Origin of the sequence: Aquicoccus porphyridii (assembly GCF_008369105.1) — a bacterium.
Taxonomy (GTDB): Bacteria; Pseudomonadota; Alphaproteobacteria; order Rhodobacterales; family Rhodobacteraceae; genus Aquicoccus; species Aquicoccus porphyridii.
On record NZ_VINQ01000008.1, the window covers coordinates 52,737 to 71,017 of the forward strand.

Genomic DNA, 18,281 nt, shown 5'->3' on the forward strand with positions numbered 1-18,281 from the left:
GTTCTGCGCGGTCAGTGTTGAGAGAACGCCCCGTCACCGCCATCTCACAGGCAGGTTTCTGGCAGGTCTCTGGCAGGCATTCGTTTCAGGAAAGGGGGGCGCCATGACAACCGGCATCCATCATGTCACCGCGATCACCCGCGATGTTCAGAAGAACGTCGATTTCTATGCCGGGTTCCTGGGGCTCAGGCTGGTCAAGCAAACCGGCGGTTACGAGGACGCGGAGCAGTTGCACCTGTTCTATGGCGACGCGCTCGGGAGTCCCGGTTCCATCGTGACCTTCCTCGTCTGGCAGGACGGTGCGCCGGGCCGTGCCGGGCTTGGCGCGCTGTCGGAGATTGCCCTGGCCGTGCCGGTGGCGAGCCTCGGGGCGTGGCTCACCCGTGCGATGACCGCCGGTGTGCCGGTCGGCGGGCCGACGCGGGAACTGGGCGAAAGCGTTTTGCGCCTGCGCGATCCGGACGGGATCGTGGTCAAGCTGGTGGGTGTCGATGCCCCGGCCGATGCGCCGCTTGCGGAGCCGAACGCGCCGACGCGCATTCATGGCGTGACGATCCTGTCGGAAGATGCGCAGGCGACGGCCGATTTCGTGGCGCGGTTCGGTTATGGCGAGGACAAGCGCGAGGGGCCGTTCATCCGGCTGCGTTCGGACCGTGACGTGGTGGATGTGCGGGCGTCGGCGGGGTTTGTCCCGGCGATTCCCGGCACCGGCCAGTTCGACCATGTGGCGTTTCGCGCCCGCGACGGCGATGCGGTGCGGCGGATGCGGCTGGAGCTGCGCGATCATGACGGCGTGACCAATGTTCATGACCGCAAGTATTTCCTGTCGCTTTACGTGCGTGAACCGATGGGTACGTTGTTCGAATACGCCACCGATGTCCCCGGGTTCACCGTGGATGAAACGCCCGAACATCTGGGAGAAACGCTGATGATCCCGGCCACTGATGCGGCGCGCGCGGCGGAGCTGCGCGTGAAACTGCCGCAATTCGCCCGTCCGGGCGAGGAAAGGAGACCCATGAGAGACCTGCCATTCGTTCACCGGTTCCATACGCCGGAAAATCCTGACGGTTCCGTCATCGTGCTGCTGCATGGCACCGGGGGAAACGAGGCCGACCTGATGCCGCTGGCCGCGCAACTGAACCCGCGTGCGACGCTTCTGGGGGTGCGCGGCCGGTCGACCGAAGAGGGGATCACCCGCTGGTTCCGCCGCTTTGACGCGGTGACATACGATCAGGATGACATTCGCGCCGAGGCGGAGGCCTTTGCGGGATTCGTCGAGGGGGCGATCAGCGGATATGGGCTCGACCCGCAGGGGATGGCCTTTCTGGGCTATTCCAACGGGGCCAACCTGCTTGGTGCGATCCTGCGCCTGCATCCGGGGGCCGTGCGGCGTGCGATCCTGTTGCGCGGCATCGAGGCGCTGGAAGACGCGCCGGAGGCCGATCTGAAGGCGAGTGATGTCCTGTTGCTCACCGGTGCGCAAGACCCGTTCGGGCGCATGGCCCCGGCGCTTGAGGCCTCTCTCAAGGCGGGGGGTGCGGCCGTTGATGCGCGGGTGATCGACGCCGGGCATGAATTGTCGGCGGAGGATCTGCGTATTGCCGCCGATTGGCTGGCATCGAGGAAGCAAGGAGAAGCGACATGAGCAAACTTCAACTCAGCAAGGAAGACGGCGAGCGGCGCGGGCGATACGTTGCCCGCCTTGCCGGGATCGACGCCGAGGGCGAGATCACGTTTCGGCATCGTGGTGAGGGCATCATCAGCGCCGATCATGCCGGGGTGCCGGATGAAATGGCTGGCCAGGGTGTCGCCAAGGCGCTGCTGGGTTACATGCTGGAGGATGCGCGGCGAAGCGGGTTGCGCATCATTCCGCTTTGCCCCTTCGTGCGCAGCCAGTATGCCAAGCACCCCGAATGGGCGGATCTCTTCACCACGAAACCCGGCGAAGATCCGTAAGGCGGAAAATCGGGGGCCGGATGGCCCCCGGGTCCGGGTCTAGAGGCTGGCCGCGAAGCCCTTGATATAATCGCCAAGCATGTCGCGCGTCTTGTCGTCGGTCAGGTTGCCCGCGTCGTCATAAAGGCCGCCCGCGCGCGACACCATCAGCCGGCTTTCTGTCCAGAGATCGCATTTCAGCGTCCGCAATACCGGCAGCCAGTGGTTCTGGGCCAAGATCGTGCCGAACCCGCCCGGCGATGCGCCGATCACGGTCACGGGTTTGCCGACGAATAGTTTCAGCCCATCGCCGCGCGACATCCAGTCGATCGCGTTCTTGAACACGCCGGGAATGCCGTTGTTGTATTCCGGCGTCACGAGCAGCAGCCCATCCGCCGATCGAAGCTGGTCCTGAAGTGTCTGCACGGCGGGCGGCAGACCTTCGGCGGCTTCGACATCGGCATTGAAGAGCGGCACATCGGCAATCGACCCGATGTCGATCCTTGTGCCGTCGGGCGCCAGTTCGGCGGCCGCGCGCAGCAGGCCCGCGTTGAACGACGCCTTGCGCAGGCTGCCTGACAGTCCGAGAACGGTTTTCATTCGTCATCTCCCTTGTGTTGAAATTCATGTCCGCATTGCGGGCAGGTGCATTGAAGGCGCTGGAATTGTTTTCTGCGAACGTCCTGGTGGATGCCGTGTGCGATCTCCCGGCTGATCCCCAACTCCCGGCGCAGCCTTTCGATCTTGCGGCCCTCGCCAAGGTCGATATGGCCGTCTTCCAGCGCGCAGCGAAATTCCTCGCGAAGGCGGTCGCGGCGGCGATGCAGGTGATCGGCCATTCCGCTGGCGATGATGCCGGCGGGAAGTGCGGCCATGCCCACGCCCAGAATGGTGATCGCGCCACCAAAGACGCGCCCCATGGGCGTGATCGGCGTCACGTCGCCATATCCGACGGTGGTCAGCGTCACCATCGACCACCACATCGCGGCGGGAACCGAGCCGAAGGCTTCGGGCTGGGCCGCGTGTTCGACCCAATAGGCCCCCGCGGCGGCAAAGATCAGCAGGATCGTCAGGATCGAAAAGGCGGCGAGGAGCGTGGCGGCTTCTTCGCGGATCACCGACATCAGGACGGTAAGTGCCGGGGAATAGCGGGCCAGCTTGTAGATGCGCAGCAGCCGCAGCACGCGCAGAAGCTGGAGGTCGAGCGGCATGAAAAGGGCGAGGTAGAACGGCAGGATCGCCACCAGATCAATGATCGCCATGGGGGATCGCATGTAATGCAGCCGGGCCAGCCAGGCCGGTTTGTCGGGCTTGTCCTCGGGGGCGGCCCAGACACGGGCGATGTATTCGACCGTGAAGGCCAGCGTGATGAGGAGATCAAAGAGCCGGAATTCGGTGTGGAATCGGGCGAAGAGTTCCGGCACGGTTTCCAATGCAACCGCGGTGACGCTGGCCAGGATGAGGACAATGAGGCCGATTTCCACGGCCCAGGACAGCCTGTCGGCGCGGTTCGGGTTTTCCAGAACCTGGAAAACCCGATGCCGCGGCGAAACGGCCGGCGCGTTCATCGGCCCGCCCGCCTTTCGCGCAGGGCGGTGCTGAGCGGCCACAGGATTTGCGAGAAGAGCGCGATCCCGAACAGCGTGTTGCCGAGTATTGCCGGGACATGCGCCAGAACCAGCAGCAGGATGAGCGTGACCGCGATCCCGAACACGCGCACCCCGCCATGCGAATGGCGCTTGGTGATGTCGCGCCCTTCGACAAGGCGCTGCAACAGCCAGACCGACGCCAGAAAAACCGTCAGCCCGGTGATTCCGATGATGCCGTAATCATAGGGGTAGGGGTCAAGTAGACCGACATAGATTTCCCCCGCGAGGGCCACGCCGACCAGGACCGTTGACCACATCAGGACGATGTGCCCGAACCAATAGGCCAGAAGCGTGCCCAGGTCGCGCGACTTTGGCCGGGCGTTGCCGACCCCGTCGAAATAGACCCAGGCCAGGGCGAAAAGCGACAGGCCGCCGATTGCCATGTTGAAGAGTGCGCCGGCGCCGGGTTTGTATATGCCCTTGTCCGATAGCGTGACGACCATCTTGAAAAAGCCTTCGCCCAGCAGGATCAACATGATCAGGGCGAAACGCTCGGAGATGTGGCCGAGCCGGGGCACAAACCGTTCGAATCTCAGCGTGCCGATACGCGGCAGCATGTATTGCAGCTGAATGGCAACGACGCCCGCCCCGAACACCCAATAGGCCAAGGGGCGCGGCAGGAAGGCGGCGATGGCGAAGACCACCGCAAGGATGAAGAAATTGCGCCCCTGCTCATAGGCAAGGCCGGTCCGGTCGCTGTCGTGGCTTCGCGCCCGCCAGTAGAGCAGTGCCGTCAGTGCCCGGTTGGCCGCGAAGGCCAGCGCGAAATAGACCCAGCCATTGCCGGTCACGCTGTTCACGGAAGCGGCAAAGAACATGACCGTCACGATCTGCGCCGCCATGATGACGCGATGCGGGATGTCGGTCGAGATATAGAGCGAGTTGTAAACCGAGCTGTCGGCCCAGGCGTAAAAGAACGCGATGAACAGCCCGGTGAAAATCAGAAACCCCTGCAGGTCGAGGTGATGGGACAGGAAATTCCCCAGCAGGAAGATCGTGACGACATGGACGAGGTCGAAAAACAGTTCGACCCAATGAACATGGTCCGACGGATTCTCGGCATCCATGTAATGTTGCGGCTTTCGCCAGATCGGAAATTCTTTCATCGTTGATTCCCCCGTTCGCACTGGAAACTTGCCCAACTGCCCGGTGGTTCGCAACTCTTGAGACGTTGACCGCAAAAGGGGCTGCCGATTTCATGGCAGCCCCCGAGGTTATCAGTCCAGCGGTTTCAACCCGGCCTCGATCTGCGCGCGCCGCGCTTCGAGGAAGGGCGGGAGCGACAGCGCCTCGCCCATGGTTTCGAACGGTTCGTCCACCGCGAAACCGGGCGTGTCGGTGGCGATCTCGAAGAGGTTGCCGCCGGGTTCGCGGAAATAGAGCGAGCGGAAATAGTAGCGTTCCACCTCGCCCGATGACGGAACCCGAAAGTCGTTCAGCCGCTGAACCCATTTTTGTATCGTCGGCACGTCCGGCACCCGGAAGGCGACGTGGTGCACCGCACCGGCGCCCTGGCGCGCGACCGGCAGGCCGGGCTGCACCGCGACATGAAGTTCCGCCGAAGGGCCGCCCTTGCCCATGCTGTAGACGTGGACCTGGCCTTCACCGTCGGGGCTGGCGTAATCGCGGATTTTCTCCATGTTCATGACCCTGGTCAGGATCAGGTCGGTTCCGGCCAGATCGGGCACCGAGATCGTGATCGGGCCGAGGCCGCGGATCTGGTGTTCGCTCGGGACCGGGCTGCGCTCCCAGGGGTGCGCCTCTCCGGGTTCGTCGGCCGTGAGGCGAAACCTCTGGCCTTCCGGGTCTTCGAAATCGAGGCTTGCGCGCCCATCGAGCGCGGCAATGTCCCCGACGCTCAGATCGGCGTCGCGCAGGCGGTTGGCCCAGTAATCGAGGCTGTCCTCGGCCACCCTCAGCCCGGTGCGGCTTATCGAGTTGGTGCCGCGCCGTTCAGGGGTCACGGGCCAGTCGAAAAAGGTCAGATCGCTGCCGGGGCTGCCTGCCCCATCTGCGAAGAACAGGTGGTAGGCGGAGGTGTCGTCCTGGTTCACGGTCTTCTTGACCCGCCGCAGGCCCAGGGTATCGGTATAGAACCGGTTGTTGCCGGGGGCATCGGCGGTGATGGCCGTGAGGTGGTGTATGCCGGTAAGTTGCATTGTCGGCCTCCTTTCGTTGCCTTCAATATGCATGTGCCGCGCCATTCGATCCAGCCAGCCAATGCCGCATGCGGCGTTCGACAATTGCGAACGATGCGGGTAGATTTCGCGTCATGCGTTATGATCTCGACCAGCTCGAAACCTTTCTTGCCGTTCTCGAACTCGGCACCGTGACGGCGGCGGGGGCGCGGCTCAACCTGTCGAAATCGGTGATCAGCAAGCGGGTTTCCGATCTCGAGCTTGAATTGGGAACCGCGCTGTTCCGGCGCAATGCGGGGCGCATCGTTCCGACGGAAAGTGCCCAGAGATTCGCGGAACGGATCAGGCCCGCGCTCGCCGATCTGCGTGCCGCCGCCGAGGCGGCGGCCTGGGGCGGGAGCGAGCAACTGCGCGGGACGCTGTCGATTGCCGCCCCGATGAGTTTCGGCACGCTGCACCTGTCGCCCATACTGGCGCGGTTCGCGGCGCGAAACCCGGGGCTGAGCCTGCGCGTCGAATATGATGACAGGACCGTCGATCTTGCGCGCGAGGGGTTCGATCTCGCGGTGCGGATCGGGCCGTTGCAGGATAGCGCTCTGATGGCCAAAAAACTCTGCGACGATGTTTCGATCGCGTGCGCCTCGCCGGGGTATCTTGATCGCTACGGGCGCCCGGAAACGCCACAGGACATCACCGGCCAGCCGGTTATCGGCTATAGCCACATGCCCAATTCCGCGCTGTGGCGGTTTCGGGTGGGCCGCCGCGATGTTCATCCGGCCGTGAGCGAAGCCGCGATGGTCAACAATGGTGAAACGATGCGCGATCTTGCCATTGCCGGTTTGGGGCTGGCCATGCTTCCCGGCTTTATCGCGTTGCCGGCCATCGCGTCGGGGGATCTTGAGCGTGTCCTGCCGGATACCGCGACGCGCGACATGCCGATAAGCGCGGTCTGGCCGCAGGTCCAGCCAATGCCGGCAAAGCTGAGGGCGTTGATCGACGCCTTGAGCCATGACCTGGCCGATGGCGCACCCTGGAAGACGGAATGAGCGTTCCGGAAGGATCGCTGCGCCGCCGAATTTTTGCCGCCGCGATAACAGGCTCCCGCTTTGACCTTCCAGAACGGCATCCGCTGCCGTGGCATTGGGCCGGATCGTGTCGCAGACCGGGCTTTCGGGGCTGTCAGGCGGCCATGGCGTGGGCCGTGCGCCGGGCCTTGTGCATCCGGGTCAGAAGGGCGTGCGATTCGTAGGATTTGAGACAGGGCCGGGCGGTCGGGCCGTGGGCGGCGAGGTCGTGGCGCAAGGCCGGGTAGGCGGCGAAGATCTCGGCGCGCGCGGCGGGGACGAGGGCATCGAGGCTCTGATCGGAGGCATGGAAGCTTTCGGTGGCGGCGCCTTCGGCATAGATCACCTGATGACGGTCGAACATGAGGTGGATATAGGTGACCTGCGCGACGGGGGCGGCGTCGGCGCCGTGGAAATCGAGCATGTGGATGGCGGGCATGAAGACCTCGGCCTCGCCAAAGAGCAGTTCGGCGCGCCAGTCCTCGATCATCATCCGGTGCTGGGGCGAGACGGTGAGCGCGCGCCGCGCGCCGGTCAGCGCGGGGTCGAGCCGGATCGGGGCGAATTTGCCCATGCCCGGCACGGTGGAGCGCCCGGCCCAACCGAGCGGTTGCGCGCCATCATCGCGGGTCAGCACCAGATCGCCCGGGCGCAGCGTTTCGGCCGCGCGCGGACCCGCGGGCGTGGCGATCAGCGTGCCGGGGGTGAAGCAGATGATGTTCTCGATGTTGGAAAAGTTGACGATCGTGCCATCGAGAAGCGTGACCGTGCCGTTATAGGCGTCGGGATCGAGGGTCGAGGGGGTTTGGGTCAGCGTGGTGCGATCGGCGGCGCCATCGAGGTCGAGCGTATCGTTATCCGACGTTCCGTCGGCGCCGCCGTCGATGAAGATCGTGCCGCTGCCCGGCTCGCCCGGATCGGTGAGGATGAAGAGATCGTCGCCGTCGCCGCCGAAGATCGTGTCGTCCTGCCCGGCGAAGATGGTGTCGTTGCCAGCGCCGCCGAAGATCAGGTCGGCGCCTTCGCCACCGTCGATGACATCGTCGCCGCCATCGCCCTCCGGGCCGATCACCAGCTCGCTTGTCGCGAGATCCTCGGCCGTGCCGCCGGGCGGGGTGACCTGTGCCGAAAGCACCTCCTGGCCTGCGTTCTCCCAGAAGCGGACCTCGATCGTGTAGAGCGTGTCGGCGTCGAGTTCGACCTCGCCCCAGCGGGTGGTGGCGGCCTGGTGGTAGTCGTTGTTCATGAACGACTCGGTGGTGCCGTTCTGGTTGGTGAAGGTGAGCGGATTGCCCTCGGCATCGAGGATGCGGATGGTCGAACCGTCGTCCGAGGTGGTTTCGAACCGGTAGGTGCCGCTGTCGGGGGCGTGGAGCGTGGAGGTATAGATCACCCCGAAATCGTTGGGATCGCCCTGGCCGGTGGCGGCCTGTCCGAGGCCGCGAATGTCGAAGGCGTCGGCGCTGCCGCTGCCCGCCAGCGTGCCGGTCTCGATGGTGAAGGCCTGTCCGTTGGCGGAGCTGAAATCCCGGGTGTAGACCTCGTATTCCCAGCGCCCGCCCAAGGGCCCGTCGCCATGGATCACATCGTTTCCGGCGCCGCCAAAGAGGCTGTCATTGCCCGTGCTGCCGAACAGGGTGTCGTTGCCATCCTCGCCAAACAGCAGATCGTCGCCCGCCCCGCCGTCGATCAGGTCATCGCCGGTGCCGCCATGGACCGTGTCATCGCCGAGCCCGGCAAGGACCGTGTCATTGCCTGCGCCCGCCTCGATCACGTCGGCATGGCCGCCGTCGGGAGCGTCGTCGTTGTCGACCCGGTCGGAACCGTTTTCGAGCGGCTCGATATAGCTCGCGTCGATCAGGTCGTCGCCAGCGGTGCCCTGCACGATGCCGTCCTTGATGCCGATATCCTGCCGGTCGGCGCCGAGGTTGCCGTTATTGGCGATCATGTTGTCCAGCGTGATCGATTCGATCGGGCGGGCGGTGAGGGTGGCGACATCGGCGTTGAAACTGAGCGGCGGGGCGAGAAAGAGGTGGCCTTGGGTGTCCTGCGCGACGATCGCGGTGAAACTGGCGGTGGTGCCGTCGCTATAGGTGAGCGTCGCCTGGTAGACCGCGACCCCGTCATAGGTGAAGGTTTCGGGGCCGTTGCCGATATCGGTCACGAACTGGTCGTTCGAAGTATTGTTGTTCGTGTCGAGCGCCGTGAAGGAACCGCCATTGTCGATCATCGTGGCGCGGGTGACATGCTCGTAGAGCGGATCGCCTGCCGTGCCGTAGGAGGAGCCGACAAGCAGGCCCGCATCCTCGGACAGGGTGTTGCCCTCGACCGGGTCGATGGTCGTGGCGGACTGGCCGAGATGAATCCAGTTGAACGTCGTGGGCATGGCATTCGCATCCTGATGTTTCCCGGATGGATACAATGCTGCTGCGGCGACAATTGGTGCAGGCGGGGGCTAAGTGTGGACGAATTGCGGCGAAGTTCGGGCGCGCGGGGTGGTGCGCGCGGCTGTTGCGGGCAGGAAACCGTGCTCTATCTGGGTGCCATGGGGGAGGGTGCGGACGCTACCCAAGCAGGCGAAGCGACGAGATTACCGCATTTATCGACTGCTGGAGAGGTTGCTCTCCATCAATCCTGCAGATCGGCTTGACCTGCTCGCCAAGCCATTTCTCATGCGCTGCCAAGTTCCGTCCTTGAAAGTCGGGGTTGTCATACCCCCGCGCCCAATCGAGAAAGTCCTTGTGAATCTGATGCATGTCGCCGCCTTCCTTGATCCGGTCGCCGTAGCGTTTCTGCTCGCGGGCAAGCAATCGTTTCAACCGAACAGGCGTTGGCAGGGCTACGAATACAATCAAGTCGGCTTGATCAATCAATTCGCCGCCCCAGCCATTGCACGCACCGGTAAGCACCCAGCCATCCGAACCCAGAGCCTCTGACATCGAGGCGACACGTTCCGATGGCGCTCTCTTTACCGAGAACGGCGGATCAACCGGTGCCCAGTAATGGTCATCGCAATCGACATGAACCAGACCCTCTCTGGCTGCGACATGTTCGCCGAGCGTGGTGGTGCCGGAGCCGGACGCCCCGAAGATATAGAGTCTGTTGCTTACGGAATGGGGCATTCTGATCGTCCTGGTTCCAGGGTGAGGCGTCGCAAAGAAGCGACCCTTGATGACAAGCCGGCCACGAGGCGGGGGCGCATCGACCCGGGGTGGCGTGCTTGATCGGCGGCGAAACGCTCAGGTGACGCGGGCGCGGGCCTTGTATTCGGGGGTGTCCCAGAGGCGGTTCTGCATGATGCTCTCAAGAATTTCGGCGGCGGCGATGACGTCACCCTCGTCGATATAGAGCGGGGTGAAGCCGAAGCGCATGATGTCGGGGGCGCGGAAATCGCCGATCACGCCACGCGCGATCAGCGCCTGCATCGCGGCATAGCCTTCGGCAAAGCGGAAGCTGACCTGGCTGCCGCGCGCATCGGGGGCGCGGGGGGTGGCGAGGTCGAGATCGGGGCAGCGTTTCTCGACCTCGTCGATGAAAAGCTGTGTCAGTTCAAGCGATCTGGCGCGGATGTCGTCCATCGTGGTCATGTCCCAGATGTCGAGCGCGGATTCGAGGGCGGCCATGGCCAGCACGGGCGGTGTGCCGACGCGCATCCGCTCGATCCCGGCGCCGGGGCGGTAGCTTTGCTCGAACGCAAAGGGCGCATCATGACCGAGCCAGCCCGACAGCGCGGGGCGCGCGGCGTCGGCATGGCGGGGGGCGACATAGATGAAGGCGGGCGCACCGGGGCCGCCATTGAGGTATTTATAGGTGCAGCCGACGGCGAAATCGGCATTGGCGCCGCTGACATCGACCGGCGTGGCCCCGGCGGTATGGGCCAGATCCCAGACGGTGATTGCGCCCACGGCATGGGCCTTTGCGGTCAGCGCCTTCATGTCATGCAGCCGCCCGGTGCGGTAATCGACCTCGGTGATGAGGGTCACGGCCACCTCTTCGGTGATGTTCGCCTCGACCTCTTCGGGGGCGACGACGCGCAATTCATGGCCCCGGCCCAGCGATCGGATCAGCCCTTCGGCCATGTAGAGATCGGAGGGGAAATTGCCGCTGTCGCTGAGGATCACCTTGCGGTCGGGGCGCATCTCGAGGGCGGAGGCCAGCGCCTGATAGACCTTGATCGAGAGCGTGTCGCCGATCACCACATGCCCCGGCTCGGCGCCGATGAGGCGCGCGATGCGGTCGCCCACGCGGGTCGGTTGCGCCATCCATCCGGCCTTGTTCCAGCCGGTGATGAGCATCTCGCCCCACTCGTCCTGCATGACCGATTGTATGCGCCCCGGCGCCGCCTTGGGCAGGGGACCGAGCGAGTTGCCGTCGAGATAGATCACGCCCTCGGGCAGGTGGAACAGCGATTTGGTGCGGGCGAAATCGGTCATGGTGGCCTCATTTGCTTCAAGCTTGAAGTATTCCTAGCGGTTTACTGGGGGCCTGTCCATCCTGTGCGTGGGGCGGTGGTTGGGGGGATGGCCCTAGATTGACGTCCCAGCCCGGAACAGCGGCGAAGCCGCCCGGGCAGCACACGGCCGCCCCCCGGCCGGGTGCTTTTGAGAGGGTGCGCGTCGCTTCGGGTGTGGGATGACTTTGCAAGATAAACTGCCCTGCGCCGATGGTGTGAGCACCCGACCGCGGCCGGGTGCGGCCCTTTCGTCTGGCATAACCCGCATCGGTCGAATCCGATCAAGGGCAATCAGCCCTAGACGATTTCGAAATCATGGGTCAGTTCGGCGGTGGCGGCCATCATCGCGGAGGCGGAGCAGTATTTCTCGATCGAAAGGGAAATGGCGCGCTCGACCTTGGCCGGGGAGAGGTCTGCGCCGCGCACGATGAAATGCATGTGGATGCGGGTATAGACCTTGGGATCGGTTTCGGCGCGGGTGGCGTCGATCTCGACCTCGACGCCCTCGACCGGTTCGCGGCCACGTTCGAGGATATGCACCACGTCATAGGCGGCGCATCCGCCGGTGCCCAGCAGCAGCAGTTCCATCGGCGAGGGGCCGGGTTTCAGACCGTCATGCTCCGCGCCGAAGGCGATGGCGTGGCCGCTTTCGGTCTGGCCCACGAAGCTTCGGTTCTCGATCCATTTGACACGTGCTTTCATGTGATGCCTCTCGATGCTCAGAGTGGGGGCGCGACCGGGCGGCGGTTGAGCCGGGCCTCGCGCAGGAAGGTGTAAAGCCCGGCGCCGATGGTGACGACGCAGCCCAGATAGGTGAGCGCGTCGGGCTGTTCACCGAAGATCAGGTAGCCGATGATCAGGGCAAAGAAGATCCGGCTGTAGCGGAACGGGGCGACGACCGAGATTTCGCCGGTGCGCATCGCCTGCACGATGCAGAAATACCCGGCGGCGCCCAGCAGGGACGCGGCCATGACGATCGCGCCGCTTTGCGGTGTCAGGGGCACGAACCCGCCCTGGAACTGCGCGATGATACTGCCCGCGGGCAGCAGGATGATCATCGCGTAGGCGGCGATGCGCAACGAGGGCGTCGAGGGCGGCATGAGCCGGGTCGAGACATCGCGCAGCGCGAGAAAGAGCATGCCTGCCACGGCCCAGAGCGCGTTGGGGTCGAACCCGGTGGCGCCGGGGCGGATGATGATCAGCACGCCGGAGAACCCGACCACGATCGCGGCCCAGCGGCGCCAGCCGACCTTTTCACCCAGAAGCACCACGGCCAGCCCGGTCACGGCGAGCGGTGTGGCCTGAAGAATGGCCGAGGGCAGGGCGATGCCCACGGTGGCGAGGGCCGTCATGAAGCAGAATGTGCCCATCACGTCGGCCCCGTTGCGCATCAGGAGCGCGGGGGTGAAGAAATCGGTGGCAAAGACGCGGCGGCCCTGAACCCGCAGGAGCGTGGAAAAGATGATCGCGCCACCGAGCCCGAGGAATACCATGACCTGCCCCTTGGGCATCGCCTCGGCGCCCAGTTTCACGCAGGCGTCGGTGGCGGCGAAGAACGCCATGGCGACAACGATGAGCGCAATGCCACGCAGGTTGTCCGAAGCTGGGTTGGCGGCGGTCATGGAGGGGCCTTTCGAGGGGCACGCGCCCCGGATTACGGCCCGTCCTTAGCAGGCTTTTTGAGGGGAACGCCATAGAGCTCGAGCCGATGCCCCATGAGGCGGTAGCCCAGCTTTTCGGCGATCCTTTCCTGAAGCGCCTCGATCTCGGGATCGACGAATTCGATCACCTCGCCCGAGTTCATGTCGATCAGGTGGTCGTGGTGGTCGCGCTCGGCGTCTTCATAGCGCGCGCGCCCGTCGCCGAATTCGAGCTTGTCGAGAATCCCGGCCTCCTCGAACAGCTTGACCGTGCGGTAGACCGTGGCGATGGAAATGCCGCGATCACGCGCCGAGGCGCGGGCGTGAAGTTCCTCCACGTCGGGGTGATCCTCGGCCTCTTGCAGGACCGCGGCAATGGTGCGGCGCTGGCCGGTCATGCGCAGGCCCTTGGCTTCGCAGCGTTCGGTGATTGTATCGGTCATGGTGATGTGCCGCCCCGGGGTCGTCCTGTCATGGTCCGGTTTAGCCACATGCAGAACCGATTTCCACCCGCAATGGCAATCTTGGATTGACTTCGCCGCGCTGCGGCACCATGTAGGCCGCAACCGACGTTTTCTGCCGCGTGAGCAGTAAAGCAACATCCGGGTGAACCGGATCAGACACAAAACGTCGAGGAATGTTCCCAAAATCACGCGTGGGTTCAGACGCCGGTGCGGCGGAACGGGCAAGAGGCGCGTTTCGTCAGGTCCATTGGCGCAACCCCGAGCGAGTCGGCCCGATATGGGTGCGGCCCCGCATTTTTACACAGGCGTGTCCGGTGACCCGGGCGCGTTCGAAAGGACACTATGAGAGATTTCAATGAAATGGGCCTGCCCAAGCTGCTTCTGGCGCGGGTTGGCGAACTGGGGCTGAGCGAGCCCACCCCGATCCAGGCCGAAGCCGTGCCGCATGCGATGGCGGGCCGCGACGTGATGGGCCTTGCCCAGACCGGCACCGGCAAGACCTATGCCTTTGGCCTGCCGCTGGCCTCGGTGATGCTGCGCGATGGTGTGCGGCCCTCCAGGCGCGCGGTGCGCGGCCTCGTGCTGGCGCCGACGCGCGAGTTGGCCAAACAGATCAGCGAGAGCCTGCGCGAACTGGTCAAGGGCAGCCCGCTCAAGGTCGGGCTGGTCGTCGGCGGTGCCGGGATCAATGGCCAGATCAACCGGCTGGAGCGGGGCACCGACCTGTTGGTGGCGACGCCCGGGCGGTTGATCGACCTGCTGGACCGCAAGGCGGTGCGGCTGGACGAGACGCGGTTCCTGGTGCTCGACGAGGCCGATCAGATGCTCGACATGGGTTTCATCCACAGCCTGCGCAAGATCGCGGCGCTGTTGCCGGCGCAGCGCCAGACGATGCTGTTTTCGGCGACCATGCCCAAGCTGATGTCGGAACTGGCGCAATCCTATCTCAAAGACCCGGTTCGGGTGCAGGTTTCGCCCCCGGGCAAGGCCGCCGACAAGATCGAGCAGGTGGTGCATTTCGTCGACAAGCCCGCCAAGCTGGGCCTGTTGATCGAGCTTCTGGACGCGCATCGTGATGAGCGCGCGCTGGTTTTCGGGCGCACCAAGCACGGGTCGGAAAAGATCAAGAACCAGCTCGAAAAAGCCGGGTTCGCCGCCGAGTCGATCCATGGCAACAAGAGCCAGGGTCAGCGCGACCGGGCCTTGAACGCGTTCAAATCCGGCAGCACCCGGGTTCTGGTGGCCACGGATGTGGCGGCACGGGGGCTTGATATTCCCGAGGTGCGCCACGTCTATAACTTCGATCTGCCCAACGTGCCCGACAATTACGTGCACCGGATCGGCCGCACCGCGCGCGCGGGGGCCGATGGCGCGGCAATCGCCTTTTGCGCACCCGACGAGATGGGCGAGCTGAAGGCCATTCAGAAGGTCATGGGCATGCCCATCCCCGTCGCCTCGGGCGAGGCGTGGGAGCCGATGGAACCCGCGAAACGCCAAAGCCGGGGTGGCGGTGGCGGGAAACCCGCAGGCGCGGGCAATGGCAATGGCGGCCAGCGCCGCAGGCGGCGTCGCAGCGGCGGCGGTGGCGGTGGCGCGCGCAGGGCCGCGGCCTGACAGGAAAACGTTGCGGTCGCCCGTTGTTCAGAGCAGCAGGCGACCTTCCATGACCGGGCAGGCGGTGCCGGAAACGGTGACGCCACCGTTTTCCGTCGCCAGCCCGATCAGGGAGGGACGGCCCATATCCTCTCCCTGATGCAGGGTGAGGCGTTGCTCGGTGTTCTCGATGTGGGCCAGCAGCGCGGCGAGGGCGGCGGCGGCGGAGCCGGTGGCCGGGTCTTCGGGGATATTGTCGAGCGGGGCGAACATGCGGGCATGGATCGTGACGCCATTGCGCCAATAGGCGAATTGCGCGAAATCGAGCGAGGCGGGATATCGGGCGGCCCCCGCACGCATCGCGGCGATGTCGGGCAGGGCGGCGGCGAGCGCCTCGCGGCTGGCCAGTTCGGTGATGGTGAAGGGCAGGCCGAGTGAGGCCATGACGGGCGGATGTGCGATCGTGGCGATTTGCGCGGGGTCGAGCGACAACGCGGCGGCGATCTCTCCGGGTGCGGGATGGGCGAGGATTTCCAGCGGTTGCGTGGTGGTAAAACGGGCCGCCTCGGCCGTGGCATGGACGCGCAGCGGGCCAACGCCCAGCTCAAACACCATGTCGGGGCCATACCCGGCCCGCGCCAGCGCCACCGCGGTGCCGATTGTCGGATGGCCCGCAAAGGGTATTTCCATCGTAGGTGTGAAGATGCGCACGTGCGCCGTGTTTCCCGGATCAACGGGCGGATAGACGAAAGTGGTTTCGGAATAATTGAATTCGGCGGCGATCTTTTGCAGCGTCGCCTCGGGCAATCCGCGCGCATCGGGAATAACGGCAAGGGGATTGCCGCCAAAGGGTTGGCTGGTGAAGACGTCAAAGGTGAGATAGCGGGTCATGGCATTATTCCGGTCAGAATGTTTCTATCAGCGCGTAGCAAGGGAGCGGACATATTGCAAAGCACGGGCCGGACTCTGGTAGCGGGCGCGTGGGGACGGGGAGCGACCCCGGAGAGCCTGTTTCATGCCGGGACGAGATCGACCCAGACGGGCAGGTGATCCGAGGCGACCCGTGCCGGGCGGGCGCTGTGCGTGCCGTGATCTTTCGCCACGAGGTCGCCCGAGATCGCGAAGCGATCCAGCGGCGCGACCGGGCGCGGTGAGGGAAAGCTTGGCCGTTCGGGCAGGATCAGCAGCCCGGGCGTGGCATTGTCGAGCGCGCGCGCTGGCCCCCATTCGTTGAAATCCCCGGCCAGAACCGTGGGCATCGGCCCGAGATGTGCAAGATGGCGCATGATCGCGCGCAACTGCAACAGCCGGTAGCGCCGGATCAACCCGAGATGGGTGCCAATGACGCGCAGCGGGCCGATCGTGGTCTCGAGGTCGGCGCGAATCGCGCCGCGCGGCTCGAGCCCAGGCAGGTCGATATGGTCGGCGGTCAGAACCTTCACGCCCGGGCGGATCAGCATGGCGTTGCCGTGAAAGCCGAGCGAGGCCGCGGGGTCGCCGAAATCGACAACCCGCCAGCCCTGCGCCTCGGCCATGTCATGCGGCAGCGCCGCCGGGCGCGGCGGCAGGCGCTTGTCGGCCTCTTGCAGCACGACCAGTTCTGCGCAAAGGTTGGCAATCACCTGCAACGAACGGTCCGGCCTGCGCCGCAGGTCGAGACCGACGCATTTTTGCAGGTTGTAACTTGCAATCCGGATGCTTTGCGCCTTCATGGCATCTATATGCAAGCCGGGCAGGGAGTTGTCACGGTATGATCCGCGAACAATCATGGCTGACCAAGCTGATCTGGGTCGCATTGCTCATTGCGGCGGCAGATGCGCTTTGGAATTGGCAATTGTCGCTGGTGTTCATCGCGCTGGCGACGCTGACGCTTTCCATGGCGCCGGCCATGGTGGCGCGCTGGGCGCAGATTCATGTGCCCGCGACTTTCATGCTCGCGGTGGTGGCCTTTGTGGGCGGCACGCTGTTCCTGGGCGAGGTCTACGGGTTTTACGTCCGGTTCTGGTGGTGGGACATCCTGATGCATTTCGGCAGCGCGATGGGGTTCGGCCTGATCGGTTTCGTCATCGTCTTCATGCTGTTCCAGGGCGACCGTTTTGCCGCGCCGCATTGGGTGATCGCCTTCTTCGCCTTTTGCTTTGCGATGATGATCGGGGCGGTCTGGGAAATCTTCGAATTCGCCATGGACCAGGTTTTTGGCATGAACATGCAGAAATCGCCCCTCGACACGATGGTCGACCTGATCGTCGACATGATCGGTGCGCTTCTCGCGGCGATTGCCGGGTGGCTTTATCTCAAGGGGATATCGGCGCCGGGTGTGCATCGCCTCATTGACGAGTTCATCGAGCGAAACCCGCGCTATTTCCGGCGGTTCAGGCAGATTGACGTCACCCGCGCGCGACGCGACGACGCGGATTGACCTTTGGTCGCTTTGCACCCTTGATGGCGGCCATGGAAAGAAAAGACAGTATCGACGCGGCGGGCGTCGCGGCGCTTGTTGCCTTCGCGTTTCTGCTGGGTTTCAACCAGGTCGTGATCAAGGTGTCGACCGGCGGGTTTCAGCCGGTCTTCTTGGCCGGGCTGCGCTCGGTCGGGGCCTGCGCGGCGTTGTTGCTCTGGATGCGGCTCAGGGGCATCCGCATTGTGTTGCCGCGCGAGGCGCGGGGCGGGGCGGTGATGCTCGGCCTGCTGTTCACTGCCGAGTTCGTGTTTCTTTATCTCTCGCTCGACCGCACCAGCGTCGGGCGGGCCTCGATCATCTTTTACTCGATGCCGGTTTTCGTGGCACTGGCCGCGCATCTGTGGCTGCCGGGCGAGCGGATCTCGGGCAAGCGGGCGCTGGGGCTGGTTCTGGCCATGGCGGGCGTGGCCTGGGTGATGGCCGACCGGGGCAGCAATGAGGCCAGCCTTGGCGGTGATCTTATGGCGCTTCTGGCGGCGATCACGTGGGCGGGAATCGCGCTGGTGGTGCGGGTGACGCCGCTGGAACGGGTGGCGCCCGAGATGCAGCTTTTGAGCCAGTTGGTGATCTCGTCGGTGCTGTTGCTGTTGCTGGCGCCGTTCTTCGGGCCGTTCATCCGCGAGCTGGCGCCGATCCACTGGGCGGGCCTGGCGTTCCAGGTCCTGGCGATCGCGAGTTTCGGCTATCTGTTCTGGTTCTTCCTGCTCAAGCTTTACCCGGCTTCGGGCGTGGCGTCATTCTCGTTCCTGTCACCGGTCTTCGGCGTGATCCTCGGCTGGCTCATGCTGGGCGAAGATGTGGGGCCGCATATCATTGGCGGGCTGGTCTTTGTGGCGGTCGGGATCACGTTGATCAATCGGCGGTGACGGGCTGTGGTCGCGAGG

The 18,281-nt window shown here is 64.8% G+C and carries 18 protein-coding genes; 6 read left to right on the forward strand and 12 right to left on the reverse strand.

The features are described from left to right. The first annotated feature begins 103 nt into the window (after window positions 1–103). Together FLO80_RS11750 and FLO80_RS11755 are read left to right on the forward strand one after the other, a co-directional pair. Window positions 104–1,645, forward strand: coding sequence for a VOC family protein (locus FLO80_RS11750; protein WP_111366635.1), 1,542 nt, complete (start codon window positions 104–106; stop codon window positions 1,643–1,645). After that, window positions 1,642–1,956, forward strand: coding sequence for a GNAT family N-acetyltransferase (locus FLO80_RS11755; protein ID WP_111366637.1), 315 nt, complete (start codon window positions 1,642–1,644; stop codon window positions 1,954–1,956). The genes FLO80_RS11750 and FLO80_RS11755 overlap by 4 nt, the downstream gene beginning before the upstream one ends. Before the next feature lie 39 nt (window positions 1,957–1,995). On the opposite strand, the gene FLO80_RS11760 is transcribed toward FLO80_RS11755, so the two are convergent. From FLO80_RS11760 to FLO80_RS11775, 4 genes are all read right to left on the reverse strand, one after another. Further along, on the reverse strand, window positions 1,996–2,535 hold the full coding sequence (locus FLO80_RS11760; RefSeq protein WP_111366639.1) for an NADPH-dependent FMN reductase: 540 nt from the start codon (window positions 2,533–2,535) through the stop codon (window positions 1,996–1,998). Beyond that, a complete protein-coding gene (locus tag FLO80_RS11765; RefSeq protein WP_111366641.1) occupies window positions 2,532–3,503 on the reverse strand; it encodes an ion transporter in 972 nt (323 codons plus the stop codon). Before FLO80_RS11765 ends, FLO80_RS11760 begins: the two co-directional genes overlap by 4 nt. Continuing rightward, window positions 3,500–4,690 carry a low temperature requirement protein A gene (locus FLO80_RS11770; protein WP_111366643.1) on the reverse strand — a complete coding sequence of 397 codons (1,191 nt, stop codon included), beginning with the start codon at window positions 4,688–4,690 and terminating at the stop codon, window positions 3,500–3,502. The genes FLO80_RS11765 and FLO80_RS11770 overlap by 4 nt, the downstream gene beginning before the upstream one ends. Before the next feature lie 111 nt (window positions 4,691–4,801). Further along, window positions 4,802–5,743 (reverse strand): ring-cleaving dioxygenase, encoded by a 942-nt coding sequence (locus FLO80_RS11775; protein ID WP_111366645.1) that lies wholly within the window; start codon window positions 5,741–5,743, stop codon window positions 4,802–4,804. Between the two features lie 113 nt (window positions 5,744–5,856). Between FLO80_RS11775 and FLO80_RS11780 the strand changes: the two genes are divergently transcribed. Continuing rightward, the gene (locus FLO80_RS11780) at window positions 5,857–6,768 is read left to right on the forward strand and encodes a LysR family transcriptional regulator (RefSeq protein ID WP_111366647.1); all 912 of its coding nucleotides are present in this window, start codon (window positions 5,857–5,859) and stop codon (window positions 6,766–6,768) included. 133 nt (window positions 6,769–6,901) lie between these two features. On the opposite strand, the gene FLO80_RS11785 is transcribed toward FLO80_RS11780, so the two are convergent. From FLO80_RS11785 to FLO80_RS11810, 6 genes are all read right to left on the reverse strand, one after another. Continuing rightward, entirely contained in the window at window positions 6,902–9,172 is a 2,271-nt protein-coding gene (locus FLO80_RS11785) for a Hint domain-containing protein (RefSeq protein WP_111366649.1), read from the reverse strand. Between the two features lie 178 nt (window positions 9,173–9,350). Further along, the gene (locus tag FLO80_RS11790; RefSeq protein ID WP_111366651.1) at window positions 9,351–9,908 is read right to left on the reverse strand and encodes a P-loop NTPase family protein; all 558 of its coding nucleotides are present in this window, start codon (window positions 9,906–9,908) and stop codon (window positions 9,351–9,353) included. Window positions 9,909–10,025: 117 nt separating this feature from the next. Further along, the gene (gene kynU, locus FLO80_RS11795; protein WP_111366653.1) at window positions 10,026–11,219 is read right to left on the reverse strand and encodes a kynureninase; all 1,194 of its coding nucleotides are present in this window, start codon (window positions 11,217–11,219) and stop codon (window positions 10,026–10,028) included. Between the two features lie 317 nt (window positions 11,220–11,536). Beyond that, window positions 11,537–11,941 carry an OsmC family protein gene (locus FLO80_RS11800; RefSeq protein WP_111366655.1) on the reverse strand — a complete coding sequence of 135 codons (405 nt, stop codon included), beginning with the start codon at window positions 11,939–11,941 and terminating at the stop codon, window positions 11,537–11,539. A 17-nt stretch (window positions 11,942–11,958) separates the two neighbouring features. Beyond that, on the reverse strand, window positions 11,959–12,861 hold the full coding sequence (locus FLO80_RS11805) for a DMT family transporter (RefSeq protein ID WP_111366657.1): 903 nt from the start codon (window positions 12,859–12,861) through the stop codon (window positions 11,959–11,961). A 32-nt stretch (window positions 12,862–12,893) separates the two neighbouring features. Next, window positions 12,894–13,322, reverse strand: coding sequence for a Fur family transcriptional regulator (locus FLO80_RS11810; protein ID WP_111366659.1), 429 nt, complete (start codon window positions 13,320–13,322; stop codon window positions 12,894–12,896). A 363-nt stretch (window positions 13,323–13,685) separates the two neighbouring features. On the opposite strand from FLO80_RS11810, the gene FLO80_RS11815 reads away from it, so the two are divergent. Next, window positions 13,686–14,957, forward strand: coding sequence for a DEAD/DEAH box helicase (locus FLO80_RS11815; protein ID WP_111366661.1), 1,272 nt, complete (start codon window positions 13,686–13,688; stop codon window positions 14,955–14,957). A gap of 27 nt (window positions 14,958–14,984) precedes the next feature. Here the strand turns inward: FLO80_RS11815 and FLO80_RS11820 are convergent, their stop codons facing one another. Continuing rightward, a complete protein-coding gene (locus tag FLO80_RS11820; RefSeq protein ID WP_111366663.1) occupies window positions 14,985–15,827 on the reverse strand; it encodes a PhzF family phenazine biosynthesis protein in 843 nt (280 codons plus the stop codon). A 122-nt stretch (window positions 15,828–15,949) separates the two neighbouring features. Beyond that, a complete protein-coding gene (locus FLO80_RS11825; protein ID WP_111366665.1) occupies window positions 15,950–16,648 on the reverse strand; it encodes an endonuclease/exonuclease/phosphatase family protein in 699 nt (232 codons plus the stop codon). 38 nt (window positions 16,649–16,686) lie between these two features. Between FLO80_RS11825 and FLO80_RS11830 the strand changes: the two genes are divergently transcribed. Together FLO80_RS11830 and FLO80_RS11835 are read left to right on the forward strand one after the other, a co-directional pair. Next, on the forward strand, window positions 16,687–17,355 hold the full coding sequence (locus FLO80_RS11830; RefSeq protein WP_111366667.1) for a DUF2238 domain-containing protein: 669 nt from the start codon (window positions 16,687–16,689) through the stop codon (window positions 17,353–17,355). A 32-nt stretch (window positions 17,356–17,387) separates the two neighbouring features. Then, the gene (locus FLO80_RS11835; protein ID WP_111366878.1) at window positions 17,388–18,263 is read left to right on the forward strand and encodes a DMT family transporter; all 876 of its coding nucleotides are present in this window, start codon (window positions 17,388–17,390) and stop codon (window positions 18,261–18,263) included. Window positions 18,264–18,281 lie beyond the last annotated feature (18 nt).